This is a genomic window from Amphritea sp. GJ51-11, assembly GCF_055808735.1.
Genome location: NZ_CM147881.1, coordinates 678,828 through 703,412, shown reverse-complemented (window position 1 = coordinate 703,412; position 24,585 = coordinate 678,828). Strand labels below are relative to the sequence as shown.

Below are 24,585 nucleotides of genomic sequence, written 5' to 3'. Positions count from 1 at the left end.
CACGGCTGCCCTGACTTACTTTAAAAACCTATCAACCCACCATGAATGATATCAAAAAGCCTCTTCCTCCCTTGGATTATATTCCGGCCGATATTGCCTGCGCCTACGACTATGAACAGCTGGCCCAAGCCTTTATTCCAGCCGATACTCTGGCTTATATTGCCGGTGGCAGTGGTCATGATATAACCCAACGCAATAACCAAACGGCCTTTGAAGACTGGGCCATAGTCCCAAGGCTACTCGCCGATTTAACTAACGCCAACACTGAGACGCAACTGTTTGGCCAACATTTCAAGCACCCGGTGTTTCTAGCTCCGGTTGCTTACCAATCACTGGTGCATCCTCAGGGAGAACGGGAAACCGCCTCTGCCGCAGAGGCGACTGACAGCTGTATGATCACCAGTACCCTAGCGTCTGTAACACTCGAGCAAATTGTGGCCCGCGCTAAACCACCCCGCTGGTTTCAACTCTACTTTCAATCTCGCCCAGAGGATACTCACGCCCTGATTAACCGCGCCCTCGCCGCTGGCTATGAAGCCATTGTGGTCACCCTCGATGCCGCCATTCAAGCCCCCAGTATCCGCGCAATTCGTGCTGGTTTTAAACTGCCTGGCAACATCTCAGCAGCGAACCTTGCCCATCAACGCCCTGACGAGCCACTGCAACAGCGCCCCGGTGATAGCCCTATCTTTGCCCGTTACCGGCAACAGGCACCCGCGCTACAGCATCTCGCAGAATTGATCAAAGCCAGCCCAGTCCCCGTAATCATTAAGGGCGTTATGCATCCCGACGATGCTCTACAACTAAAAGCCCTTGGCGCCGCAGGTATTATTGTGTCCAATCATGGCGGACGCACTCTCGATGGCGCTCCCGCCAGTCTATCCGTCTTAGCTGCCATTCGATGCGCTGTAGGTGATGACTTCCCGCTACTCTTCGACAGCGGCATCCGCTCGGGTAGCGATATCTTCAAAGCGATCGCTCTCGGTGCCGACGCAGTACTGATCGGGCGGCTACAAATGTATAGCCTCAGCGTCGCCGGTGCATTAGGCGTTGCCCATATGATCAAACTGCTACGTGAAGAACTGGAACTCTGTATGGCCATGACCGGCTGCGCATCACTCGCGGCAATCAGAGCAACACAACTGCAGACTACGTTATCAGGACATTAATATGCTCATTACGCTTGAAAAAATATTAACCCGCGATGAAGTCCAACAGTTTCGCCAGCACCTAGACAATGCCCCTTGGCAAGATGGTCTGAACACTGCAGGTTCGATTGCCCGCCATGTAAAACGCAATCAGCAACTGGATGACACCCAAGAACCAGCGATCAGCCTCGGTAACCATATTCTCAGAAGCCTGTCCCGTCATCCGGCCTTTATTTCCGCGGCCCTGCCGGATCGCATCTACCCGCCTAAGTTTAACCGTTACAGTGAACGCGAAACCTATGGCGCACATGTTGACGGCGCACTGATGCAAATACCCGGTACAAACCTGACCCTCAGAACAGATCTCTCGGCCACGCTATTTCTCGCCGATCCCGATGAATATGATGGTGGCGAACTCAGTATCGAAACCCAATATGGCACTCAAACCGTCAAGTTAGCCGCCGGTGATATGGTGCTCTATCCCTCCACCAGCCTGCACTCGGTCTCACCAGTGACACGCGGCGCCCGGGTGGCATCTTTTTCTGGATACAAAGCATGGTCAAAGATATCCAGCAGCGAGAGATGCTGTTTGAGCTGGATAATTCAGTGCAAAAACTCACTACTGAACTGGGCGCCGCGCACTCTGAGGTCGTCAATCTAAGCGGCATCTACCACAACTTGATACGCCAGTGGGCCACGCCTTCTTAATCTTCTTCGTTTATAGGTAAGACATATTATGAAATATTTATCGCGTACCTTAACCCTATTATTGGCGACCAGCCTGTGTGGACCATTGCAGGCCGCGCCAGAATTACTGGTGTATTCGACTAAAAATGCCAGTTATCTCACTCCCCTACTTGATCGTTATTCCGCCGAAACCGGCACTCCAGTGGGCTACCTAGTGGAACCTGCCAGCGCGCTAATCGCCCGCTTAGAAGCGGAAGGCGAGCAGAGTAAAGCCGATCTATTATTAACCACCGGAGCTGCCTCCTTGTGGTTGGCAACACAAAAAGGGCTCACTGCTGCCGTCGATTCATCCACCTTAACCAACAATGTGCCCGAGCATCTTCGTGCCCCGGACAATTACTGGTTCGGTTTTTCAAAACGCACTCAGACACTGATATATAACAGCACCACGCTGGATAAAAGCGAACTCAAAGGTTTCACTGATCTCGCCGACCCTAAATGGGAGGGCAGCCTCTGCCTGCGTACCTCACAACAACCTTACACTCAAGCGTTGGTCGCCATGATGATCAATCGCGATGGCGAACAGAAAACCCTCGCAACCCTGCAAGGCTGGGTTAATAATCTAGCGGTTCGTCCATTCGCCGAGGATGCGCAAATGTTCCCAGCGCTGGAACAAAACCTCTGTGAGGTCAGCATCGTCAACAGTTATTACTTTGCCCGTTATAAACATGACCACCCCGACACCCCATTGAAACTCTTCTGGGCCGATCAGGACAGCAGTGGGGTACATGTTGATATCACCGGAGCGGCGGTTACGGCCCATGCTCCGAATAAAGCCGGTGCCACAGACCTATTGGAGTGGCTAACACTAAAAGAGACCCAAGCACAGTATGCAAAACTGAGCCTCGAATACCCGGTTAACAAGAAGGTCTATCCTGCCCGACAGATCGGACGACGGGGACAATTTATTGAAGACCAACACAATGTCGCCGCCAGCGGTCAGTTTAGGGAGCAAGCGGTGGTGCTGTTAAAGCAAGCCGGCTATCGCTAAAACCTAATGCTTTAACTATGCCTCGATTAAAACAGATCGATCTGCGGAGCGTGGAGTGCTTCGAAGCTATCATCTAAGAACATCAAAATACTATCGGCCACCGGTGCTAGCTGCCGGTCAAGATAGTGCTGATAGTCAATTGGGGAGCGGGCAAACAGCAACGGTTCTGGACCGTTAACGGTTATTAAATATTCGATAAACATCCCGGCAGAGAATGTCCGGGTTTTGCCCTCACGAACAAATTGCTGTCGCGCTTTCAACGCCGCCTGCACATGGGGTGGGCGGTTTTTACTGTATTCATCTAACGGTCGACGTAAGCGTTTCCGATAGACCAGTTCAGCATCTAACTGCCCGGCCTTCATCTGCGCCACGATCTGTTTTAGATAATCCACGTAGGACGCATCACTGAAAACCAACCGATAGAGTTCCCGCTGCACCCGACGAGCCAGTGGTGTCCAATCGGAACGTACCGATTCCAGCCCTTTGAATATCAGCTCTTCATGCCCATCGGCAAAATGACGAATACCCGCGTAACGTTTTTTAGTACCTTTTTCTGAGTGACGCATAGTCGGCATCAAAAAACGGCGGTAGTGGGTTTCATATTCCAGTTCGAGGTGACAAGGCAAACCGAAACGCTGTTGTATCTCTTCCTGCCACCATTGATTAAGAAACTGCTCTAGCTTGCGCCCCTCTGCTGGCGCATCCGCTTGGGGGAACTCGTCGCCGAGCCAAACAAACACCGAATCGGTATCCCCATAGATCACCTGATAGCCAAACTCTGCTTCAATCTTTGCTTTGGTACGGGTAAGAATTTCGTGTCCCCGCAAGGTGATTGAACCCGCCAAGCGCTGATCGAAGAAGCGACACACATCCGAGCCCAGCACACCGTAAAAACTATTCATAATAATTTTTATGGCTTGGGATAACGGTGCATTCTGCTCCGCTTTAGCGCTGTCCCTTGCTTGCCACAGTCGCTCGATAATATCCGGTAGAATAGCGCCTTGGCGGGTGAAAATAGCATGGTTAAAGCCCGGCACTAGATCACCCTCAGGACATTCACTGCCGGTGCCCTCCGCTAGCGCATAAGGGTCGACCATAAAGGTACGGATAATACTGGGATATAGACTTTTAAAATCGAGCACCAGCACCTGATGATATAGCCCGGGGCGGGACTCCATCACATAGCCACCCGGCGCACCCATCTGTGACTCACCGGAGGCATACACCGGAGCAACATACCCCTGACGGTGCAACCGCGGCAGATATTGGTTATCAAACGAAGCGGCCGAACCACCGACCTTATCCAACGGCAAACCCGTCAAACGACTCCGTTCAACTAAATAATGCTGTAGCTGTGCATGTTCGAAGATATCCCACACCAGCTTACAGTCTTCGAGGTTATATTCCGCCAGCTTGCGAGGGTCGTCACGATAAACCTGCTGAATCTCCTCACCACGGTTCATGCCTTCATCCATCTGCTGTCCTAACAGCTTGCCCCGGTCGAGCATCTGATTAGAGACATATTCCAGCGAGAAGCTTTCAAACTGATAAGTGGCTCCTTTAAGGGTATCGATACCGTCCAACACTACCCGGCCCGCCATACGGCAAAACCATTTACCGTTAGCCGATTGAATCACCTGTATCCGGCTGCCATCACGGCCTAAATTGAGTGGCACCTGCAGGCGGCGAGCACGCTCTTGCAGTACCCGAAAATCAAAACCGACCACATTCCAGCCAATAAAAATATCCGGATCACAACGTTCGACTTCACGTACGAACGCCTGCAACAGTGCCCGCTCATCGTTTACATACTCTAGCCAAGGTTCATTCGGTCCATCACCGACAATCAGCACTTTAGCCATCTGTGCGCTGTACAGACCAATCGAAAAGATACGATCCGCCCGCATCGTGGTCTCAATGTCCACCGACAACATGGTTAACTGAGGCTCACAGGTTGTCGGCTGTAACTGTGCCGAATGCTCACTGAAACGCACCCGAGCGCTGTCCTGAATAAACCGCTCCATCAAAAACCGATCCACCGGACGAATATCCTCTTCAATCATCGGAATCGCGTAGGTTTTCAGCAGGTCGATAAGCTGGCGATACGTTGCTAATGATTGGCTGTACAGACCATAGACGGGACGTTGTTGGAGATCCTTCAGCGGCAGTGACTGCAAGCGCCAACCCGCGAGGCTTGCCGATGATGTCTTTAGCGGCGTTGCCAGCAGGGATTCTATCCGAGGGATATCCTCTTCCAGCACAAAAAACACCGCCTCTTGCGCCGTTACCGTCACCGGAAAAGCGCCGCCAGCGGCTTTCAGCCAAAATTGAAAACAGATACCATCGGCGCGGTCAAACTGCTGCCTCGTCAGCAGAAAGCCGCTGGCTTCAGTTGACGGGATCACCGATGAGTGAGTATGGCGGGAATCAGCCAAAGGGAGCGATGACATCCAGGTCGGGAAAGTACTGTTTTACCGCCGCTTCACTATCCGCCGTAAACAACAGTTTAATATTTGGCCCCGCATCCATGGTGAAATAAACCTCAACCCCTGCAGCTCGGGCCTGCCAGATAGTTTGCATCGCCGCGACAGAGTCCGGCTGCCAATACAATAACGGCGGCCAAGCAGCAATCATGGTGGCATGCATAGACAGGGCGTTCTGTTCGGCGGTTTCACCTAACAGGGTAAAGTTGTTATCAGCAATCGCCTGATGCAAACGCTCAAGGTCAGCAGCCGCCTGCAATGGCCAGCTTTGATACAGGTGCGCGGTGGCTACGGTGCGGTTCATTCCCGAGCGAGAATCCACGGCTTTCTCCGCAATATTAACCTTCACCAAACCGATTCGCAAACTATCCCAACGGTTAGCTAATGGCAGGGCAATACTGTCCATACCATCTTCTTGAACCCCCATCTGCCACTCAACGAACCCCTGATAGAGCGAACGACTCGCGCTACCACTGCCCATACGAGCAAAGGCCGACAATAATGCCGGTTCGAGCTGCAACCCATAAAAACCATCGATCGCCAGCATCAAGGCCGCAAAACCGGATGCAGAAGACGCCAATCCAGCGGCAGTGGGAATATTATTTTGCGTATCGACCTTAACCGGTAAGCCATTAGGGCCTCGAAACAGCTCGATAAAGGCGATCACCTTACAGGCAAACTTATCATCCGCAGCCACTCGTTGACCATTGAGCCAAACCTGATCTTCATCGCTAACCGAGATAGCGGTATTACTGCCTAAATGTGCCAATGAGATCGACAGACTACTGTTAATCGGCAGATTCAGCTCGACATCACGCTTGCCCCAATATTTACACAGGGCAATATTGCTCGGCGCAAAAACGGCATCGATATGGTCAGCGACCGGAGCCACCACGGTGGGCAGATAGTTCGCAATGACACTTTGTTTTGTTATCGGCTCAGACATACTCAACGGTTACCCCCTTCGCCGACACGGCCACTGGTATCTGTTCATAATACTGTTCATCCGCCCCTTCATACGAGCGCTTATAAGAGAGCGGCAGCTGCGCCGGATGCCCCAACGCCAAGACACAATCCCCCAACCCAGAGCCGGAAATTTTAGCTCCTAGCACATCGGGAGAGCTGCGCAGCGAATAGATAATCTCGGCCAAATAGGCATCATTTACACCCAAGGCATCCATCAGCCCCTGATAAATATTCATCAGCCGACCGAGTTGTGGCCAATCAGCGCTATCCACCGCCTGCTCAGCCTGCTCGGTGGTCTGGCCCATTAACTGGTACAAACTGGCATACAGTTCTGGCGATTGCGCGGCAAAGCCTTCTACCCGTTTGAGGACATCCGGAGTTTTCATTTTATAGCCCACATAGAACAAGCTGATCGTCGGAATGCCCTGCAAGCGATGTACCTGTGGTACAGCGCCGGCTCGTGCCACGGTGTATCCCACCACGCCGCCATATACCGCCGCCACTAAATCAGTGCCCGAACCACGACCATCCTGTACCTGATGCACCACCGCCAAAGCTTCCTCAAACAAGCTTTGAGGATCATAATCACGATCTACTCCGCTGATCAACGCCAGTAATGCAGCCACCACCGCCGCCGTCACTGCCGCAGACGAACCTAAACCAACGGTATGGGAAAACTCAGAACGAATCCGCAGGTCAAACCCCTGAGTTAACCGTGGTAACTGACGTTCGATAGCGGTCAAAACAAAGCTTAATGCGGGCTCTGCAGTTAAAGCGTCGAGGCTGCCACGGTATTGTGCCAATGCCGAATCAATATTCACCAAGCGATCGGTTCGCGTCGTTAGCGTAACACTTATCCGTTTATCGACCGCACAGGCCAATGCTCGATGGCCAAACAATACCGCATGCTCACCCATCAACATCAGGCTGCCGGGGGCTGTCACCTTAATTTTCAAGTCGGGCTCCCTCTCTATCTTCTTCAATCGCCATATAACGAAACCCTGCTGACTGACAGGCGGCGTCCACATCGATACCCGGTAAATAAGCAATCAAAGCGCCGCCGAAATCACCGGCCACCGCCCCTGCCCCGCTCACTTTCGCCGCACCACCTAAACTTTCCAGATGGCTAATAAAGTGCTGTACTGGTGCCGGCACCACTCCAATCTGGCACAGCAACCGATGGTTTTGTTGAATCAAGAGACGAGGATCATCGCCTGCGACTATAGCCTCGCGAAGCTGCTCAGTCAGTGTGGCAAAGCGCTGCCAAATAGGTGCATCAGCAAATCGCCCGCGCACATAATCAACACACTCACCGGTGCCCACCGCCGGCACGCCGGTATGAATATAATACCAACCGCTAGCTAACTGCACCGGTAACTGTGTCACTGCGCCCTCAGCAACCTTGACCATCCCACCATAGCTGACGGTGGCCGCATCAATCAAACCACCGCGTCCATGACACAGGCGCTCACAATAACGAACTCGCTGAAACAGTGCGGCAGTATCAAGGGAAGTAGAAAACAGTTCTTGTGCCAAACAGGTGACCGCCGCACTCAATGCCGCTGAGGACCCCATGCCCGATCCTAAAGGTAGTTCAGAACGAATTTCGAGGGTTAAACCGGTATCGGGGTCGTTATCAGGTAAGCACTGACACAGGGCATATAAGGCCAGTTGCTGTGGTGCTTCAAGGATATTACCTGCGCCTAACTCGCCCTGTTCAAACTGAGCGAAACGCTGGTTTAGATTATCATTTAAATAACGTAACTCAGACCAGCTCATCTGCGCCTGCCAACCGGCTTCGGGTAGATGGAGTGTTAAGTCGTTAGTTGAGGTAAAGGTGCTGTGACAGCGGATATAACGATTCACCGCGAGGGCGATAGCCGGTGCCCCATATACGGCTGAATGTTCTCCACTGAGAATCAGCTTACCGGGGGCACAAGCCTTCATCAAAGACGTTCCTTAGCAGGCGATATATTCACGCTTGTGGTGGGAAATGCCAACCAAACGAAAACGCCCGGTGGTGCCTTCCGCCTTAGAATGAACGCCGCCATCAACCGGGTCGGTGTCATTATAGAGTGCTAGATATTCGTCGTAGGAAACTTCGCTCCGGGCATCCAACATCGCCCGATGTTTATCCACATGCAGACACTTTTCATAGCCCGCCACGACTTTTCCAGAGAAAAATTCAGCGACTGAACCGGAACCATAACTGAAAAAACCGATCCGCTTACCGGACAAGTTATCCTTACAGTTTTCTAACAGTGAAGCCAAACCAATATACATCGACGCTGTATAGCTGTTGCCGATAATACGGTTGTAGCGCAACGTATCCTCTACTTGAAGGTCCAGCATTTCGGGGGTTAACACGCTCTGATTCACCCGCGCCAGATGCTTATGGGCTTTTTGCGCCATTCGGGTAAAAGGCAGGTGATAACAGAAATGTTGAAAATCCGTGAACGCTAGGGAGCTAACTTCGCGGAAGTGCTCCCACGCATGCTTCAAGGATTGCAGATAGATTTTGGTCGAGTACTTACCATCCACCAAGGCGGTAGAACGGTAATTGGGGCGCCAGAAGTCCATCACATCTTCGGTGTGATTTCCCACTTCAGGATCTAATTCGACCAAGCGAGGATTCGCCGCAATCAGCATCGCTACCGCACCACAGCCCTGAGTCGCTTCACCGGGCGTACCGAGATCGTAACGGGCCACATCTGAAGCGATTACCAAAACTTTCTGTTGCGGTTGACGGGCCACCAGCGCACAGGCCATTTGAATAGCCGCCGTAGCGCTATAACAAGCCTGTTTCAATTCGACCACACGGCACTTAGACGTCAAGCCGAGCAAGCGGTGCACATAAACACCGGCAGACTTAGATTGGTCTATTCCCGTTTCAGTGGCGAACATCACCGTACTGATAGCATCAGTGCCAACCCGCTCAATCAGAGGCAGGGCCGCATTTGCCGCCATCGTCACGATATCTTCGTCTGGGGCAGGCATTCCCATCTTTTCCTGCCCGATACCCTGATAATATTTTCCAACCTCGATCTCTTGGACCATGGCCAAGTTTTTCAGATCCAGAAAATAGTTGGAAGTGTAAAAGCTGATTTCATCAATACCGACGGACATACGTACTTAAAATCCTCAACGCTCGCCCAGAATGAGAGCCCGATTCATAAATAAACTATTTACATCCGGCATGCCCAGCAAAAACATCGCTGTAGTAAATTCACGCCGGCGTTGCTCTATTACCCTGACCACTGAATCGGCGGATTCCATTGCCGGTTTCAGGAACGGTGCGGCCATGCCGCAGAGCGAGGCGCCGAGTATAACAGATTTAACCATATCAATCCCATCCCTGAGACCGCCGCTGGCAATGAAAGCCGCACTATTTTGATACGGTTGAGCTAATTTTAGTGCTTGAGGCGTCGGAATGCCCCAATCCTGGAAGCAGATGCCCAGATCATCGCCGCTCCTTTCACTGCGGTGATGTTCGATGCGACTCCACGAGGTGCCGCCGCAACCGGCAATATCAAACCACTTAATTCCCGCCGCAATACCCGCTTCAATATCCGGCGGTGACAAGCCTGCGCCGACCTCTTTCAGCAGCACCGGTTGCTTCAACTGCGCCGCTAAGGAGGCGATCTTCGCCTGTAAACCGACAAAATTGGTATCGCCTTCCGGCTGGACCGCTTCCTGCAGTGGGTTCAGATGAAGATACAGGCCATCGGCACCAAGCACATCTGCCGCTTGCTGACATTGTTCCAGCGAGAAACCGTAGTTCAACTGCACCGCACCAATATTGCCCAATAACACTGTGTTTGGTGCATAGGCCCGTAGATCAAAACTGTCTCGCGCCGAAGGCTGCGTAAACATCACCCGCTGAGAACCCACTGCCAATGCCACGCCGGTCCGCTCTGCCGCTTCGGCTAAATTACGGTTAATGGTCTTAATCAGCGAGTGGTCTCCCCCGTCATCGAGGAGATCAGCAGCGGGAAACTCAGTTTTTTACCGAGAAACTCGACCGAGGTATCAATCTGCTCCAACGCTCTGTCGGGCAACGCCCGATGACAGAGTTGAATCTGATCAAAGAAACGACCATCACGATCGGTTAACGGATCTTTTTCAATGGCGCGGATATGTTCAATTTTTCGATCGTTGGTCTGATCAGACATCAGCGTTCCAATTTAAGATGAGATTCCATCAACTCGCCCGGATTGGTTTGCGCCGCCATCAAGGATAACTCGCCACACAACACCGTCGCCGCACAGATCGCTGCCAAACGGCGTGCATTCGCTGCCGGCTCTCGATCTTCTTTACACCCTAGGGCCGCTAAATTCTGTTCAACAAAATCGATCCCTTTACCATTACCGACGCTGCCAACAATCAGGTTAGGTAGGGTGCAGGAGAAATACAGATCGCCGTTGCGCACTTCGGCATGGACAATCCCCTGAGAGCCTTCAATAATATTGGCGGCATCCTGCCCTGTGGCAAGATAGAAAGCCAACAACATATTGGCATAGTGAGCATTAGCGCTGCGCAGGCCACCGGCCAACATGGTGCCGATCAGGTTTTTCTTAATATTGAGATCGACTATCTTTTCCGGGGTAGTTTTCAGGCGGCGTTCACACAGGTCTCGGGGGATCAGAATTTCACTGATCACATACTTGCCTCGCCCCAGAATACCGTTAACCGCGGTAGCTTTTTTATCTGAACAATAATTGGCCGAGATAGAGGAATAGCGCAGCTGAGGATACTCAGTCAAAATCCACGGGATCAGTTTATCCGCGGCATTGGTCACCATGTTGTGGCCCGAAGCATCGCCGGTGGTAAATTCAAGCCGCAGATAGATCAAGTTGGCTACAATCTGACTATTCATGTCGATCAGCTTGGCAAACCGACTCGAGGTCGCCACTATCTGATTCAAATCATCTTTGCGGGCTTTGATCGACTCCAGCGCTTTAAAGGCTTCAAACGCATCGTCGGCCTCCAAGAGAATGGAACGGCTCATCCGCTCATCGACTACCGTGGTTTTAATACCCTCTTCAGTCAATACGGAAACCCGAGCGCCGCGCCCGACCGATGGCCACAAAGGCGTTTCATAGGTCGCCAGTGGCACTGAAACTTTTTCATTCAGTATATGCCCACTGATTTTAATGGGCCCAACGGTGCGCATTGGAATCGGTGCTTGATGAATTTTATGGGATTTCATAATCTCTCGGCACAATAAAAAAGGGCTGCCGCGATCATAAAAACATGATCTGCATTGCAACCCTTTAGGAAGCTCGTTTAAGGAGTGGATTTTATATAGCCACTCCTCATTATGCAATCCAAGGGCCATCATCAAACCGTTAGCAAAGAAAATCAATTAGCGGCATTTGTACCCAAACTGCCCACCCACACTTGACCCATCCAAAGAATCGCCGCCATACTTAGCTTCATTCAAATTAAAATCTGCGGAAGTTTGGCTTATGTTGTATGCAATCAGAAATGAACAGGGACAGGTCACTTCATTGTCCGCACATCCGACTGAACACGCCACGGTCGCCGATATTTCAGATCCTGATGTTATTCGCTTTCTCTCCAGCAATAACAACATTGATAGTCCACAGGAAATTCTCGAGAAGTCGGATACCGAAGTCAGCCGGATCATTGAAGATCTCATCGATCTACTCATCTCGAAACAAACGATCCTGTTTACTGATCTACCCGAAGCGGCGCAGCAGAAGCTCCTCACCCGAAAACTGGCCCGTTCGGCGTATCAAAGCGACGACGATTCGGCATCAGAGATCGGCGGTTCAATTTTGACCGATGACGATTCCATCTTACTTTGAGTCATAGCTACAGCAAAAAGTGTGCAGGCCACACTGGATATTCAAATAAGAATGCTTGAATAAGAAGCCCGTCAATCAAGGCTCGCCTCATCAATGGTGATTAAACGCGAAGCCGCGTAAAGGAATTAAAAAGAAGGCAGACTAACGAAGAGGATCAAATATTCTCTTCGGCGTCGCGCTTCCCTTCTGCCATTATTTTGACCATATCCGCGCACCGTTCGGACAAAGTAAGATAGCGCTTCTGCTGTCGCACACTCAAAGCACCATAGTTAATACTGTAGAGTGCATTATCACATTGCAGCAGTAGTTCATAACGCTCATCTCCCGGCACCTTAGCCTGTTCAAGGGCGGTCTGTACTAGATTTAAGGTTAGGCTAGGGTTGCCCGGTAAAATACTATCGGCACGGACAAAAAAGCCCAGCGCTTTACGGTAATTTTTACTGCGATATGCCAGCATCCCCTGAATATTCAACTTCCCCCACTCCAACGCCGCACTGTCACGGTTAACGCGCTGCTTGAACATCTGCGCATCACTCTCGACAGAGGTCCCCTCCATCCCTTCAAGAAACACTTCAATCCACTCAGCTTGCTCCGTTAGATCGAGTTCACAAAACAGATCGAAGGCATTCCGTGCAGCCCGATCGGCTCGCTCTGAGGCACCAGCCCGTCCATACACCTGCGCCACCATAAGGCGCGATTTAAACTGCACAATAGCGGCATCAGGAAACGCCTGGATAACATCTTCTAGGGTTCGAATAGCGTTTTCTTCGATCTCTCGATCAAAATTATCCCGCGCTAATAAGGCCGCCACTAAACTGAAATAATAATCCTCAGATTGAAAGCAGCTCTGCCGAGCATGCTTTATCGCTTGAGTGTAGGCGTCCACCGCCACATTCCATTCCTGATTCTGCGCCGCCAAGCCACCTAAGGAGCCCAGTAACTCTGGCACCGTTGGCTGTAACATAACCGCCTTTCGCAATAGACTGATCGCCTCTCCTCGCTCACCCAGCGAACGGTAAGTCCGCGCCAACCAGGTATAAGCCTCTACACAGAAGTGTGATTCATCGATCACTTGCTGTAATACCTGACGAGCATTCAGATAGTCGCCCTGCTGACACAGCGCAGCGCCAAGGCCAACCCGCGCCCAAGGCTGATCCCGCTGCGATACAATCGATGAGAACAACTGCCCAGCTTTACTAAACAGTCTCTCCTGCAGCAGGATAATGCCGCGAAAGCGACTCACATAAAGACGCAATGCCGGATAACTTTTAATCAACTGAGCGCACATTTTTAACGCTTCCGGCAAACGCCCCTGATCAAGCAATTCATCCAACGGCCGAATAACCTGCTTTACCCGCATGATTTTTTCCAGCCGAAAACGCACCTTGGGCTCGGAATAGGGCTTGGAGATATAGGTATCAGGGGAGCTATCGAGTGAACCGAACAATAATTTAGAACGATCAGGATCAACCACGAGGGAAAAAATAGTCGAGAACTGGCGCACCCGCTCAGCAGTCGCTTCTTGAATTAACTGCAGTCCATTCTTATGCTCTTTGCCTAAATCAAAGACAACAAAACACAGGTCGTATGGCGTCTCGCGTAACAACACTAACGCCATATTGACCGATGAGGCCACCTGAATATCAGACACACCCATGTTGGCCAAAATCATTTTGAGTTCGGCAAGGTCTTCAAGACGGTTATCAACAATCAGTACTTTTTTATCCGAGTAACTGATTTCCATAGGCTTTACATCAGAATAGAATTTATCAAAGTATCATATAAATCAGGCAACTATCAAAGTATGACAGCCATAAAAAAGCCCCGATATGGGTACATATCAGGGCTTTGTTAACTTAATCGCGTTTAGTCGTTCAGCAGATCGCGACCTTTACTAGCGGCAATGCGCATCCGCAATGCATTCAGCTTGATAAAGCCAGCCGCATCTTTCTGATCGTAAGAACCCGCATCATCTTCAAACGTAGCGATACTCTCGTCGAAAAGGCTATTCTCAGAACGACGACCCACAACGATAACATTACCCTTATAAAGCTTCAGGCGTACATCACCATTCACGTTACGCTGAGAGAAGTCAATCATCTGCTGCATCATCTTACGTTCTTCAGACCACCAGAAACCATTGTAGATAGTCTTAGCATAACGAGGCATCAACTCATCTTTCAGGTGCGTGACTTCACGATCTAAGGTGATGGATTCAATCGCCCGGTGTGCACGCAACATAATGGTGCCCCCCGGAGTCTCATAACAACCGCGAGACTTCATACCAACAAAGCGGTTCTCAACGATATCCAAACGACCAATGCCGTTTTCGCCACCCACCTTGTTCAGGTATTCCAGTACAGTTGCTGGGCTCATCTCTTTGCCGTCGATCGCAACAATATCACCCTTATCATAAGTCAGCTCAAGATAAGTCGCCTCATCCGGTGCTTCCTCAGGAGAGACAGACCAACGCCACATATCCGCTTCAGCTTCAGCCCATGGGTCTTCCAGAATGTCACCCTCATAAGAGATGTGCAGTAGGTTAGCATCCATAGAATAAGGTGATTTCTTCTTATTAGTGGAGAAATCAACAGGGATATTATGTTCTTTACAGTAGTTCATCAGGGTTTCGCGGGACGTCAGATCCCACTCACGCCATGGCGCGATAACCTGAACACCAGGTTTCAGTGCATAAGCACCTAGCTCGAAACGTACCTGATCGTTACCTTTACCGGTCGCACCATGAGAGATGGCGTCGGCACCAGTTTCATTGGCGATCTCGATCAATCGCTTAGCGATCAACGGACGGGCGATGGAGGTACCCAGCAGGTATTCACCTTCGTAGATAGTGTTGGCACGGAACATCGGGAAAACAAAATCGCGCACAAACTCTTCACGCAGATCTTCGATATAGATCTCTTTCACACCCAGCGCTTCGGCTTTGGCACGAGCAGGCTCGACTTCTTCCCCCTGACCTAGGTCAGCGGTAAAGGTAACGACTTCACAGTTATAAGTATCTTGTAACCAACGAACGATTACAGAAGTATCAAGGCCGCCGGAATAGGCCAGCACAACCTTTTTGATATCGGACATAATAGAGAGGCTCCAACGCAAATCAGCCCGCCAAGAGCATCGTTGTCTTTAACGGGTACCTAAAAAAGGAAAGGGCGCAATTGTACCACGATTACGACAGAGTAACAGGGGCAGAAAATCATCTGCCTTCACGCCGCAGGTAATCATTAATTACGGTCTAAACGGATGGTCACGCGACGGCTACGATCCCGAGTTAGACGATCATTCTTCTGTGCTACCGGGTAACGCTCACCATGATAACGGGTCGTAATGCGATCAGGACTAACCCCCTTTTTCTCAAGATAGGTGGTCACCGCTTCGGCCCGTTTTTTTGAGAGATCTCGGTTTGCCAATCGCCGCCCCTGAGCATCAGAATGCCCATCAACAAAGACGGCTTTCACCGAATCATCATTATTCACATAGATCGCAATCAGATCGAGACGCGCTTTGGTTGAATCAGACAACTGCCACTGTGCCGAGGGGAATAGCACGGCAGTACGGGCTATCTGTCGATAATTAACCGGCAGTAGACCCGAAATACAATCAGTATAGGCTTCATAGGCAGGCGGGAAATTAGCCGCCGACAAACCAATACGTACTGACTCACCGGTATCCGCCCAGTTTTGGGCTAAAAAAGTTGGCATCCGGCCACGAAATAAACTACCTAGCATCTGCTGCGAATAGCCGGTCGGCACCGATATCGTGCCATTGCTCGCAAATGTCACCTCACCAATTTCACGGGGGGCAATCCCCGGCTGCCAAGGCGAAGCACCCTCAATAATCTGCACCTGCCCTTTCAGACCATGGCCCTGTAGCGGCTTAAGGGTAAAACGCACGGTTTCGCCCGCTTCTTGATTAAACTCACCATCACCAAACAGTGGGATTTTTTGCGATAAACGGCAGCTAAACTTAGATGCTTCGAGCTCCCATTTAGACTGTTCAATAGACGCAGAATAGCCCACCGCAAACCCCGGCAGAGAAAACATCAACAGAAGAGACAAAACAGCTACGCGCATAAACAACCGGAACCCAGAAAAATTAACAAGTTAGCTTGCCCCTTTTGTATCGGCAATAACTAAAAGAGCTTTAGAGTCTATCACTCCAACCCAGTTCCAACGAAGCACTACAGAGTTATTTGTGAAAACCAGAGCAAGTCTTTACACTAAGCCTAGCGAATTACCAATATAGGCTGTTGAAATCAGCCACTAAGGATATGCATTGAACAGAAGCGCTCAGTACCAGCACCCAATGTCGAATCGTTTCCGCGGCTACCTGCCTGTTGTTATCGATGTGGAAACTGCCGGATTTAATTCACAAACCGATGCTTTATTAGAGATTGCAGCCGTCACCCTCACGATGGATGATGATGGCAATATCATGATCGACCAGAGCTACGAATATAATGTTGAGCCATTTGAAGGTGCCAACTTAGAACAGTCTGCACTGGACTTTACTGGTATAGACCCGTTCAACCCGTTACGTGGCGCCATCGCCGAAGCCGAAGCGATGGAGAAAATTTTCAAGCCGATTCGCAAATCGGTCAAATCCCATAACTGCAAACGAGCTATTCTGGTCGGCCACAACGCCTCTTTCGATCACGGCTTTGTCACCGCCGCCGCCGAACGCTGTGATATCAAACGCAACCCGTTCCACCCGTTTTCAACCTTTGACACCGCGACCCTTGCGGGCCTGGCATTTGGTCACACCGTACTCGCTAAATCCTGTGAGCTGGCGGATATCGATTTTGATGGTAAGCAAGCTCACTCTGCGCTGTACGACACAATGAAAACAGCCGAGTTATTCTGCACAATCGTCAATCGCTGGAAAGACCTTGGCGGCTGGCAGATGGCCGAATCCCGCTTCGAATAACTACTGTATAAAACGGTTTTACCTGTCTTATACCAACAAATAAAACCGCCTCATCAAAAAACGCGCCCGAAGGCGCGTTTTTTTATTTTAGTACTGAGTGCTAACGATTATAGAGCGTCAGCATTTTCGCTCAGATATGCAGCAACACCTGCTGGTGATGCATCCATACCTTTGTCGCCTTCAGTCCAGCCTGCTGGGCAAACTTCACCGTTTTTCTGGTGGAATGCCAAAGCATCAACCATACGCAGCATCTCATCAACGTTACGACCCAGTGGCAGATCGTTAACAACCTGGTGACGTACCAGACCATCTTCGTCGATCAGGAAAGAACCACGGAAAGCCATGCCGCCTTCAGATTCAACATCGTAAGACTGACAGATGCTGTGAGTCATATCAGCAACCAGTGTGTACTTAACAGGACCGATACCACCCTGATCAACAGGGGTGTTACGCCATGCGTTATGAGAGAAGTGAGAATCGATAGAAACACCAATTACTTCAACATTACGCTTAGTAAACTCTTCGATGCGGTGATCAAAAGCCAGCAGCTCAGACGGGCAAACAAATGTGAAATCCAGTGGGTAAAAGAAAACTACCGCTTTCTTACCTTTAATGGCTTCAGACAGCGTGAATGCATCAACAATGTCACCGTTACCCAGTACCGCTGCAGCGGTGAAATCCGGAGCTTGCTTACCTACTAATACGCCCATTTTATATCTCCATTGTTAAATAATGTGCAAAACAATTATGCAAACTAAAGGTTTACATAACGTGAAAATTTTAAGTAGAACAGCTTAGTGCCTGTCGCATAAGAACACTAATAAAAGACAACTATGCTAACGATAAACTGTATCTATCAAACCCTCGTAAAATCAGGAACGGCATCAACGACGCCGCTCTCCATCATCAAACGGGCTTAACTTGCTGCTGCATCATCTTCAGAAGCAACAGAATCGATCAACTCTTTCAGCTCACCATTAGCCGCCATTTCAGCAATGATGTCACAACCGCCGATCAGCTCACCTTTAATCCACAGTTGTGGAAAGGTTGGCCAGTTGGCATATTTAGGCAGCTCGGCACGGATTTCAGGACTTTCCAGAATATTTACAAATGCAAAACGAGCACCACAAGACATGATCGCTTCAGACGCGCGGGAGGAAAATCCACACTGTGGAAAACGTGGAGTACCCTTCATGTATAAAAGGATATCGTTGGATTCAAGTTGCTCTTTAATCGTATCTACAACGCTCATAAACTTACCTATGCTTTAACTGGTCGCCAGATGTCTGGCATTAATCAATATTGGATGAAGAAATCCTAGCATAAACCCGATCAATTTACTCAGGTATAGCGCAAAAATAATCAACACAGTGCTCGCCGATATCATAAACGCTGATTAGAAAAACTGCATGCAAAACTATATGGGGTCGACTACATTCAATCTCAAGTAACAGCAACTTCAGCCGCCTATCTTGCTTATTCTAAGGCAAGTAAATAGAATGGCTGGTTTTTCCGTTCGGCGGCCCGATACAAGCGAACATAGGTTTGCATTGTATAGAGGGACTAATAGAGGGACTTAAATGTCTACACAGCCCGTTATGAATACTTACACGCGCCTTTCCGTTGCATTTGATCACGGACAGGGCTGCTGGCTGTTTGATACAGATGGCAATAAATATCTGGACGCCCTCAGCGGTATTGCTGTCTGCGGCCTTGGCCATGCCCACCCAGCGGTAACAACCGCCATTTGTGAGCAGGCCAGCCAGCTGATTCATACATCCAACCTGTACACCATCACTCATCAGGAACGTCTTGCTGAACGGTTGACCCAAATTTCCGGAATGGACAACGTCTTTTTCGGCAACTCTGGTGCCGAAGCGAATGAAGCAGCGATTAAGATTGCCCGCAAATACGGTCACTCGAAAGGCATCGACACGCCAACAACGATCGTCTTTGAAGGTTCATTCCACGGCCGTACCATGGCCACTCTCAGTGCCACCGGCAATCGCTCTGCTCAAGCGGGCTTCGAACCCCTAGTGAGTGGTTTTGTACGTGCTCCATATAACGATGTTGAAGCAGTTAAAAACATTATCACCAACAATAGCAATGTGGTTGCCATTCTGGTTGAACCGATTCAAGGCGAAGGCGGCATCATCATTCCGGCCGATGATTACCTCAAACAGCTACGTGATATCTGCGACGCTAACGATCTATTACTAATGCTGGATGAAGTACAAACCGGTAATGGTCGCTCCGGGACCTACTTTGCTTACCAGCAAAAAGGCATCCTGCCTGATGTTGTCACCACCGCTAAAGGACTAGGCAATGGCGTTCCTATTGGCGCCTGTCTGGCTCGCGGTAAAGCAGCGGAAGTCTTTGTTCCGGGTAACCATGGCTCAACCTATGGTGGTAACCCACTCTGCTGCGCAGCCGCACTGGCCGTTGTAAACACGATTACCAGCGAAAAACTGGATCAACGCGCCGCTGAACTAGGCGACAAAATCGCCGCTGGCTTTCGTGAGCAACTCGGTGATGCTTCCTATGTCAAAGAAATCCGCCATCAAGGCTTACTATTAGCGATTGAGTTGACCGAAGCCGGTACGGAACTTGCCGTACTCTGTAAAGTAAAAGGGGTGCTGCTCAACGTAACCGGTGGTGGTAAAGTCGTACGCATGCTGCCACCACTCATCATGAGCGACACCGAAGCGGAACTACTGGTTAACACCGTATCCCGTATTATCAAAGTCTATATGGCTGACGAATAACTGACATTGAGCAAAAGCCTGCTTGGGCGGGCTTTCTAAATTATGACGACAAGACACTTTCTCACCCTATTGGATCTGACGCCCGAAGAACTGAATAAGCTGATTCGTCGCGCCACTGAACTAAAACAGATTCGTAACAACGGCGAAATTTACGAGCCGCTGTCCAACCAAGTGATGGCGATGATTTTTGAAAAATCATCCACCCGCACCCGGGTTTCATTTGAAGCAGGGATGGCTCAGTTAGGAGGCCACGCCCTATTCCTTTCATCACGAGATACCCAACTGGGTCGCGGTGAACCGATTGAGGACAGCGCACGCGTCATCTCCAGTATGTGTGATGTGGTGATGATTCGTACTTTTGAGCACGAAATTGTGACCAATTTTGCCGCCAACTCTCGCGTGCCTGTGATCAATGCACTGACCGATGATTACCATCCATGTCAGTTGCTAGCCGATATGCAGACATTCCTTGAACACCGAGGCGAAATTAAAGGCAAGACCGTCAGTTGGATCGGCGATGGCAACAATATGTGTCATTCATATATCAATGCCGCCCGCCAGTTCGACTTTAAACTGCAGATCGCCTGCCCTGAAGGGTTTGATCCAAATCCTGAACTGGTTGCCGCTAACAGCGACCGGGTAAGTATCTTCCGCACCCCAGAAGAAGCCGTTAATGGTAGCCATCTGGTGGTGACTGACGTTTGGGCTTCAATGGGTCAAGAAGAAGAACAGAAACAACGGGAACGCGAATTCAAAGGCTTTCAGGTCACCACTGAGCTGATGGACCTGGCCGAACCCGATGCCATTTTCATGCACTGCCTCCCCGCCCACCGGGGTGAAGAGGTTAGCGGTGAGATGATGGATGATCCACGTTCCGTGGTCTTTGACGAAGCAGAAAACCGTCTGCATGCGCAGAAAGCGCTGCTGGAATTTTTGCTGATTAAGCCAGCCAAATAACCATCAAAGCCGGTCATACCGGCCGCTTCATCAAGCCTCTAGTATTACTAGGCTCGCCTTTGGGCGAGCCTTATCGTATTCAAAGATCCCGCATGAGTGGAATTCATACTATACTCTGACTCACACCATAAACTCTGAGGCCTGCCAGCATGATCGAACTTCGACACCTGAAAACCCTTTCTGCACTGAGGGATGCGGGCAGTCTGGTTGAAGCTGCCGAACGTATCCATCTGACACAGTCCGCACTTTCACATCAGATTAAAGACCTTGAAGACCGTTTAGATTGCTCGCTGTTTATTCGCAAAACTAAACCGATCTGTTTTACCAGCGCCGGCCAGCGTATCCTCACTCTAGCAGAAGAAGTACTGCCGATGATTCGCAACGCCGAACGGGATATCGCCCGCTTAGCTGGCGGTGAAGCCGGGCGGCTTAATATCTGCATTGAATGCCACAGCTGCTTTGATTGGCTGATGCCCACCATCGATCATTTCCGCCAAAACTGGCCCGAAGTTGAAATGGACCTAACCACAGGCTTTAGCTTTCAGCCGTTACCGGCACTGGCGCGGGGGGATATTGATCTAGTAATCACCGCCGCCCCAGAAGAACGCAATGGTATCGCCTATATCCCACTGTTCACTTATGAATCGGTGCTGGCGATGAGCAAACAACACCAACTGGTGGCCCGCAAAGTTATTCAACCGCAGGATTTAGAACAGCAAACGCTCATCACCTACCCGGTCGAACAACACCGTTTGGATGTGTTTAAACATTTCCTCGACCCCGCTGGCGTCGACCCCTTAGAGGTGCGCACCTCAGAGCTCACCGTGATGATTATGCAACTGGTGGCCAGTGGTCGAGGTGTCTCTGCACTGCCTAACTGGGCCATTCATCAGTACATTGAACAGGAATACATCACCTCTCGCCCGCTCGGCGAAAAAGGGGTCTGGTGTACTCTCTATGCGGCGATTCGCGATGATCAGAAAGATGCCGACTTTATGGTCGACTTTCTAAACACCGCCAAAGAGATCACCTTCCGTAACCTAAGCGGTATTAAGTCAGCCTGATGAGTGCCGCCTTCGACCCCCTTACCAAGTCAGACAAGATACTGTCCAGCGCTCCTCTCACGGGCCAAGCGCTCGGCAACACAGATAGTGCAACCACCCTTCTCTATCTGCCAACACCACCGTTAATCGACCCACAACAGCCGCTCGATTACGATCGGCTATGCTCCTTAAACGGCAACCATTGGCGGAAAATCCTAATCATTCTGGCCAAGCTGCAATCATCCGATACACACTGGCGCGAATACCGAGATCAACAGCTATTACAACAACACGAAGCGATCTGCTTCTCTGAGCAGCTACTCGAACACAGCCAAAACCCGCAGCGCCTACATATTGTCGCCGGCAAAGCCAACTGGCAGCGGCTTGGGTTTGATCCACAACAGTTTATCGCTCTCGACGACAACAGCCGGCTATTCCAGCGGGACAATATTATTCTTACCCCCTACCCTGATTACCGGCAGTTTCCGAATCAACTCATTGATCAACTAAAACCACTCATAAAAGCATTTAGCCGCTAGCTGTTCTGCCACTCATCCAATACCTCTTGCGCTGCTCGAAAAGCTTCCTGTGCCGCCGGTGCGCCACAATAGACTATTGAATGAAGCAACACCTCCTGAATCTCTTCAGGCGTACAGCCATTATTGAGTGCACCTCGCACATGTCCCTTCATTTCAGCGGGCGCTTTCAAGGCCGCTAACATCGCAATGGTCACCAGACTCCGGGTCGAACGAGGCAAGCCTTGCCGCTGCCAAGTAGACCCCCAAGCATGCTCGTTAATCCACTCCTGCAACGGCTCAGTCAAGGGGGTGGTATTGGCCTGCGCCCGGGCAACAAAAGTTTCCCCCATCACTTCGGTGCGCACTTTCAAGCCATTCTGCTTATCCTGTTCAGACATAATTTCTCACTTATTTTAGTGTTGTAGCGCATTTAGCCGATTAAATTCACCGGCGACAGGCCGTAAAAATAACCCGCGGCCCCATCAATATCAATTCTGCCAATCTACCTTTACCCCCGCCTAGACACCTCCATAACCGCACCACAACTGCTCACCAAGGGCCATTTGAGCTCAGCTTGTCAGCAAAATGACAGCGATAGACAACACAAAACAGAGAAGAGTATTAAGTACGCTGCGGCTGATGCCCGGTTTTTCTGCCTAACAGCGGTATCGACAGGCTAAAAGCCTGTAATTTATCCGTTCAGCCCTTACCTGAAAAGGCGAACAGCGCTAAACTAAGGCCCTATAAAAGCCCCTTAAATAGTCTCCTTTCAACTCGGTATTTTTTTGATGGATAACTGGTCTCCAGAAAGCTGGAAAAGCAAACCCATTCTGCAACAGCCTGAATATCAGGACAGTGATGCGGTCAAACAGGTAGAAGCAGAACTGGCACAGATGCCACCGCTGGTATTCGCCGGTGAAGTACGTTCACTGCATCAACAACTGGGCGACGTTGCCGAAGGTAAAGCCTTTCTCCTGCAGGGTGGCGACTGTGCTGAGAGCTTTGCTGAATTCAGTGCGACCAACATCCGTAATACCTTTCAGGTGCTACTACAGATGGCGGTGGTAATGACCTTCGCCGGTAGCTGCCCTGTCGTCAAAGTAGCCCGAATTGCCGGACAATATGCTAAGCCTCGCTCTGCTGGCACCGAAACCGTTGGCGGGATTGAACTGCCAAGCTACCGCGGCGATATTATCAATGATATTGCCTTTGATGCCGCTGCACGACAACCCGACCCACAGCGACTCATCCGTGCCTATCATCAGTCGACTTCGACCCTTAACCTGATGCGCGCCTTCGCTCAGGGTGGCTTTGCCGACCTGCACAAAGTGCATCAATGGAACCTCGGCTTTGTACAAAAAAGCCCGCTGCGAGAAAAATATCAACATCTGTCCAATCAGATCGACGATACTCTGGCATTTATGCAGGCCTGCGGCATCAGCAGCAATAATGTTCCACAGCTGAAAGAAACCTCCGTTTATACCTCTCATGAGGCGCTGTTGCTCAATTATGAACAGGCACTCACCCGCCAAGACAGCCTGACTAACCGTTGGTATGACTGTTCGGCCCATATGCTCTGGATCGGCGACCGTACCCGGCAACTCGACGGCGCACATATTGAGTTTCTGCGCGGCGTAGAAAACCCGATCGGTGTTAAGGTCGGCCCAAGCATGAAACCCGATGAACTGATCCAGTTGATTGACGCCCTCAACCCGAACAACTTGCCGGGCCGATTGACCCTGATTAGCCGCATGGGTGCCGACAACATCACCGAGATGCTGCCGCCACTGGCACGTAAAGTTAAAGAAGAAGGCCGCAATGTAGTTTGGAGTTCTGACCCCATGCATGGCAATACCGTTAAAGCCAGCAGCGGTTACAAGACTCGCAGCGTGAGTAGCATTCTGAAAGAAGTGAAAGGTTTCTTCGAAGTACACCGCGCCGAAGGCACCTATGCCGGCGGAGTTCACTTTGAAATGACCGGTCAAAATGTTACCGAGTGTGTTGGCGGTGCTTACCAGATCACTGAAGAGGGCTTGGCCGATCGCTACCACACCCACTGCGATCCACGCTTGAATGCCGATCAAGCACTAGAACTCGCCTTCTTGATTGCTGATACCCTGAAGCAAGCACGCAAGCGTTAATCCGCTTTGCCTATTACGGCGCAATGGCCCCCCATTGCGCCGACGCCTTCCTCC

Annotated in this window: 25 protein-coding genes; 11 read left to right on the top strand and 14 right to left on the bottom strand. The window is 50.5% G+C overall.

Annotated features, from left to right (window positions below; all coding sequences use genetic code 11):
- Positions 1-41 precede the first annotated feature (41 nt).
- The 4 genes from AC0L4K_RS03095 to AC0L4K_RS03080 are packed head-to-tail and all read left to right on the top strand — an operon-like array spanning position 42 to position 2,886.
- Positions 42-1,169 carry an alpha-hydroxy acid oxidase gene (locus AC0L4K_RS03095; protein ID WP_473268142.1) on the top strand — a complete coding sequence of 376 codons (1,128 nt, stop codon included), beginning with the start codon at positions 42-44 and terminating at the stop codon, positions 1,167-1,169.
- Position 1,170: 1 nt separating this feature from the next.
- Positions 1,171-1,809: a Fe2+-dependent dioxygenase gene (locus tag AC0L4K_RS03090; protein ID WP_473268141.1), complete on the top strand. Its 639-nt coding sequence runs from the start codon at positions 1,171-1,173 to the stop codon at positions 1,807-1,809.
- Positions 1,776-1,856, top strand: coding sequence for a hypothetical protein (locus AC0L4K_RS03085; RefSeq protein ID WP_473269204.1), 81 nt, complete (start codon positions 1,776-1,778; stop codon positions 1,854-1,856). The genes AC0L4K_RS03090 and AC0L4K_RS03085 overlap by 34 nt, the downstream gene beginning before the upstream one ends.
- A gap of 28 nt (positions 1,857-1,884) precedes the next feature.
- Positions 1,885-2,886, top strand: a complete 1,002-nt coding sequence (locus AC0L4K_RS03080) for an extracellular solute-binding protein (protein ID WP_473268140.1) — start codon at positions 1,885-1,887, stop codon at positions 2,884-2,886.
- A 26-nt stretch (positions 2,887-2,912) separates the two neighbouring features.
- Here the strand turns inward: AC0L4K_RS03080 and AC0L4K_RS03075 are convergent, their stop codons facing one another.
- Genes AC0L4K_RS03075 through AC0L4K_RS03040 form a run of 8 tightly spaced genes read right to left on the bottom strand, consistent with a single transcriptional unit; the run spans position 2,913 to position 11,544 of the window.
- Positions 2,913-5,336: a DNA polymerase II gene (locus AC0L4K_RS03075; protein WP_473268139.1), complete on the bottom strand. Its 2,424-nt coding sequence runs from the start codon at positions 5,334-5,336 to the stop codon at positions 2,913-2,915.
- Positions 5,314-6,315: a diphosphomevalonate decarboxylase gene (gene mvaD / locus AC0L4K_RS03070; RefSeq protein WP_473269203.1), complete on the bottom strand. Its 1,002-nt coding sequence runs from the start codon at positions 6,313-6,315 to the stop codon at positions 5,314-5,316. Before mvaD ends, AC0L4K_RS03075 begins: the two co-directional genes overlap by 23 nt.
- On the bottom strand, positions 6,308-7,291 hold the full coding sequence (locus AC0L4K_RS03065) for a mevalonate kinase family protein (protein ID WP_473268138.1): 984 nt from the start codon (positions 7,289-7,291) through the stop codon (positions 6,308-6,310). The genes mvaD and AC0L4K_RS03065 overlap by 8 nt, the downstream gene beginning before the upstream one ends.
- Positions 7,281-8,282: a mevalonate kinase family protein gene (locus tag AC0L4K_RS03060; protein WP_473268137.1), complete on the bottom strand. Its 1,002-nt coding sequence runs from the start codon at positions 8,280-8,282 to the stop codon at positions 7,281-7,283. The genes AC0L4K_RS03065 and AC0L4K_RS03060 overlap by 11 nt, the downstream gene beginning before the upstream one ends.
- A gap of 12 nt (positions 8,283-8,294) precedes the next feature.
- Positions 8,295-9,461 carry a hydroxymethylglutaryl-CoA synthase gene (locus AC0L4K_RS03055; protein WP_417224600.1) on the bottom strand — a complete coding sequence of 389 codons (1,167 nt, stop codon included), beginning with the start codon at positions 9,459-9,461 and terminating at the stop codon, positions 8,295-8,297.
- Positions 9,462-9,476: 15 nt separating this feature from the next.
- Entirely contained in the window at positions 9,477-10,277 is an 801-nt protein-coding gene (fni, locus tag AC0L4K_RS03050) for a type 2 isopentenyl-diphosphate Delta-isomerase (protein WP_473269202.1), read from the bottom strand.
- An 8-nt stretch (positions 10,278-10,285) separates the two neighbouring features.
- Entirely contained in the window at positions 10,286-10,507 is a 222-nt protein-coding gene (locus tag AC0L4K_RS03045; RefSeq protein WP_473268134.1) for an alpha-hydroxy-acid oxidizing protein, read from the bottom strand.
- Complete coding sequence (locus tag AC0L4K_RS03040) at positions 10,507-11,544, bottom strand: hydroxymethylglutaryl-CoA reductase (RefSeq protein WP_417224603.1); 1,038 nt, start codon at positions 11,542-11,544, stop codon at positions 10,507-10,509. Before AC0L4K_RS03040 ends, AC0L4K_RS03045 begins: the two co-directional genes overlap by 1 nt.
- A 259-nt stretch (positions 11,545-11,803) precedes the next feature.
- Here AC0L4K_RS03040 and AC0L4K_RS03035 point away from each other — a divergent pair, with 259 nt between their 5' ends.
- Positions 11,804-12,166: a hypothetical protein gene (locus AC0L4K_RS03035; RefSeq protein ID WP_417224605.1), complete on the top strand. Its 363-nt coding sequence runs from the start codon at positions 11,804-11,806 to the stop codon at positions 12,164-12,166.
- A 154-nt stretch (positions 12,167-12,320) separates the two neighbouring features.
- On the opposite strand, the gene AC0L4K_RS03030 is transcribed toward AC0L4K_RS03035, so the two are convergent.
- The 3 genes from AC0L4K_RS03030 to AC0L4K_RS03020 all read right to left on the bottom strand — a co-directional run bounded on the left by AC0L4K_RS03030 (position 12,321) and on the right by AC0L4K_RS03020 (position 16,254).
- Positions 12,321-13,910: a tetratricopeptide repeat protein gene (locus tag AC0L4K_RS03030; protein ID WP_473268132.1), complete on the bottom strand. Its 1,590-nt coding sequence runs from the start codon at positions 13,908-13,910 to the stop codon at positions 12,321-12,323.
- A 122-nt stretch (positions 13,911-14,032) separates the two neighbouring features.
- The gene (locus AC0L4K_RS03025; protein WP_417224609.1) at positions 14,033-15,259 is read right to left on the bottom strand and encodes an argininosuccinate synthase; all 1,227 of its coding nucleotides are present in this window, start codon (positions 15,257-15,259) and stop codon (positions 14,033-14,035) included.
- A 146-nt stretch (positions 15,260-15,405) separates the two neighbouring features.
- A complete protein-coding gene (locus AC0L4K_RS03020) occupies positions 15,406-16,254 on the bottom strand; it encodes a flagellar protein MotY (RefSeq protein WP_417224610.1) in 849 nt (282 codons plus the stop codon).
- Positions 16,255-16,486: 232 nt separating this feature from the next.
- Between AC0L4K_RS03020 and rnt the strand changes: the two genes are divergently transcribed.
- Positions 16,487-17,107: a ribonuclease T gene (gene rnt / locus AC0L4K_RS03015; protein ID WP_473269200.1), complete on the top strand. Its 621-nt coding sequence runs from the start codon at positions 16,487-16,489 to the stop codon at positions 17,105-17,107.
- A 107-nt stretch (positions 17,108-17,214) separates the two neighbouring features.
- Here the strand turns inward: rnt and AC0L4K_RS03010 are convergent, their stop codons facing one another.
- A complete protein-coding gene (locus AC0L4K_RS03010) occupies positions 17,215-17,817 on the bottom strand; it encodes a peroxiredoxin (protein ID WP_417224612.1) in 603 nt (200 codons plus the stop codon).
- A 206-nt stretch (positions 17,818-18,023) separates the two neighbouring features.
- Positions 18,024-18,359: a Grx4 family monothiol glutaredoxin gene (grxD, locus tag AC0L4K_RS03005; RefSeq protein WP_417224614.1), complete on the bottom strand. Its 336-nt coding sequence runs from the start codon at positions 18,357-18,359 to the stop codon at positions 18,024-18,026.
- A gap of 328 nt (positions 18,360-18,687) precedes the next feature.
- On the opposite strand from grxD, the gene AC0L4K_RS03000 reads away from it, so the two are divergent.
- From AC0L4K_RS03000 to AC0L4K_RS02985, 4 genes are all read left to right on the top strand, one after another.
- Positions 18,688-19,872, top strand: coding sequence for an aspartate aminotransferase family protein (locus AC0L4K_RS03000; RefSeq protein WP_417224616.1), 1,185 nt, complete (start codon positions 18,688-18,690; stop codon positions 19,870-19,872).
- A 42-nt stretch (positions 19,873-19,914) separates the two neighbouring features.
- Positions 19,915-20,829, top strand: a complete 915-nt coding sequence (gene argF / locus AC0L4K_RS02995; RefSeq protein WP_473268130.1) for an ornithine carbamoyltransferase — start codon at positions 19,915-19,917, stop codon at positions 20,827-20,829.
- 149 nt (positions 20,830-20,978) lie between these two features.
- The gene (locus tag AC0L4K_RS02990) at positions 20,979-21,893 is read left to right on the top strand and encodes a LysR family transcriptional regulator (protein ID WP_473268128.1); all 915 of its coding nucleotides are present in this window, start codon (positions 20,979-20,981) and stop codon (positions 21,891-21,893) included.
- Complete coding sequence (locus AC0L4K_RS02985) at positions 21,893-22,411, top strand: DUF6942 family protein (RefSeq protein ID WP_473268126.1); 519 nt, start codon at positions 21,893-21,895, stop codon at positions 22,409-22,411. The genes AC0L4K_RS02990 and AC0L4K_RS02985 overlap by 1 nt, the downstream gene beginning before the upstream one ends.
- Here AC0L4K_RS02985 and AC0L4K_RS02980 read toward each other — a convergent pair.
- Positions 22,408-22,788, bottom strand: a complete 381-nt coding sequence (locus tag AC0L4K_RS02980; protein ID WP_473268124.1) for a carboxymuconolactone decarboxylase family protein — start codon at positions 22,786-22,788, stop codon at positions 22,408-22,410. The two genes, AC0L4K_RS02985 and AC0L4K_RS02980, sit on opposite strands and share 4 nt — an antisense overlap.
- Before the next feature lie 390 nt (positions 22,789-23,178).
- Here AC0L4K_RS02980 and AC0L4K_RS02975 point away from each other — a divergent pair, with 390 nt between their 5' ends.
- Entirely contained in the window at positions 23,179-24,531 is a 1,353-nt protein-coding gene (locus AC0L4K_RS02975) for a class II 3-deoxy-7-phosphoheptulonate synthase (RefSeq protein WP_473268123.1), read from the top strand.
- The last annotated feature ends 54 nt before the right edge of the window (positions 24,532-24,585 follow it).

Bases quoted from the DNA above. Each gene is read 5' to 3' on its own strand.
- AC0L4K_RS03095 (WP_473268142.1), top strand. From the start codon at position 42: ATGAATGATATCAAAAAGCCTCTTCCTCCCTTGGATTATATTCCGGCC.
- AC0L4K_RS03090 (WP_473268141.1), top strand. From the start codon at position 1,171: ATGCTCATTACGCTTGAAAAAATATTAACCCGCGATGAAGTCCAACAG.
- AC0L4K_RS03080 (WP_473268140.1), top strand. From the start codon at position 1,885: ATGAAATATTTATCGCGTACCTTAACCCTATTATTGGCGACCAGCCTG.
- AC0L4K_RS03075 (WP_473268139.1), bottom strand. From the start codon at position 5,336: ATGTCATCGCTCCCTTTGGCTGATTCCCGCCATACTCACTCATCGGTG.
- mvaD (WP_473269203.1), bottom strand. From the start codon at position 6,315: ATGTCTGAGCCGATAACAAAACAAAGTGTCATTGCGAACTATCTGCCC.
- AC0L4K_RS03060 (WP_473268137.1), bottom strand. From the start codon at position 8,282: ATGAAGGCTTGTGCCCCCGGTAAGCTGATTCTCAGTGGAGAACATTCA.
- AC0L4K_RS03055 (WP_417224600.1), bottom strand. From the start codon at position 9,461: ATGTCCGTCGGTATTGATGAAATCAGCTTTTACACTTCCAACTATTTT.
- AC0L4K_RS03045 (WP_473268134.1), bottom strand. From the start codon at position 10,507: ATGTCTGATCAGACCAACGATCGAAAAATTGAACATATCCGCGCCATT.
- AC0L4K_RS03040 (WP_417224603.1), bottom strand. From the start codon at position 11,544: ATGAAATCCCATAAAATTCATCAAGCACCGATTCCAATGCGCACCGTT.
- AC0L4K_RS03035 (WP_417224605.1), top strand. From the start codon at position 11,804: ATGTTGTATGCAATCAGAAATGAACAGGGACAGGTCACTTCATTGTCC.
- AC0L4K_RS03030 (WP_473268132.1), bottom strand. From the start codon at position 13,910: ATGGAAATCAGTTACTCGGATAAAAAAGTACTGATTGTTGATAACCGT.
- AC0L4K_RS03025 (WP_417224609.1), bottom strand. From the start codon at position 15,259: ATGTCCGATATCAAAAAGGTTGTGCTGGCCTATTCCGGCGGCCTTGAT.
- AC0L4K_RS03020 (WP_417224610.1), bottom strand. From the start codon at position 16,254: ATGCGCGTAGCTGTTTTGTCTCTTCTGTTGATGTTTTCTCTGCCGGGG.
- rnt (WP_473269200.1), top strand. From the start codon at position 16,487: ATGTCGAATCGTTTCCGCGGCTACCTGCCTGTTGTTATCGATGTGGAA.
- AC0L4K_RS03010 (WP_417224612.1), bottom strand. From the start codon at position 17,817: ATGGGCGTATTAGTAGGTAAGCAAGCTCCGGATTTCACCGCTGCAGCG.
- grxD (WP_417224614.1), bottom strand. From the start codon at position 18,359: ATGAGCGTTGTAGATACGATTAAAGAGCAACTTGAATCCAACGATATC.
- AC0L4K_RS03000 (WP_417224616.1), top strand. From the start codon at position 18,688: ATGTCTACACAGCCCGTTATGAATACTTACACGCGCCTTTCCGTTGCA.
- argF (WP_473268130.1), top strand. From the start codon at position 19,915: ATGACGACAAGACACTTTCTCACCCTATTGGATCTGACGCCCGAAGAA.
- AC0L4K_RS02990 (WP_473268128.1), top strand. From the start codon at position 20,979: ATGATCGAACTTCGACACCTGAAAACCCTTTCTGCACTGAGGGATGCG.
- AC0L4K_RS02985 (WP_473268126.1), top strand. From the start codon at position 21,893: ATGAGTGCCGCCTTCGACCCCCTTACCAAGTCAGACAAGATACTGTCC.
- AC0L4K_RS02980 (WP_473268124.1), bottom strand. From the start codon at position 22,788: ATGTCTGAACAGGATAAGCAGAATGGCTTGAAAGTGCGCACCGAAGTG.
- AC0L4K_RS02975 (WP_473268123.1), top strand. From the start codon at position 23,179: ATGGATAACTGGTCTCCAGAAAGCTGGAAAAGCAAACCCATTCTGCAA.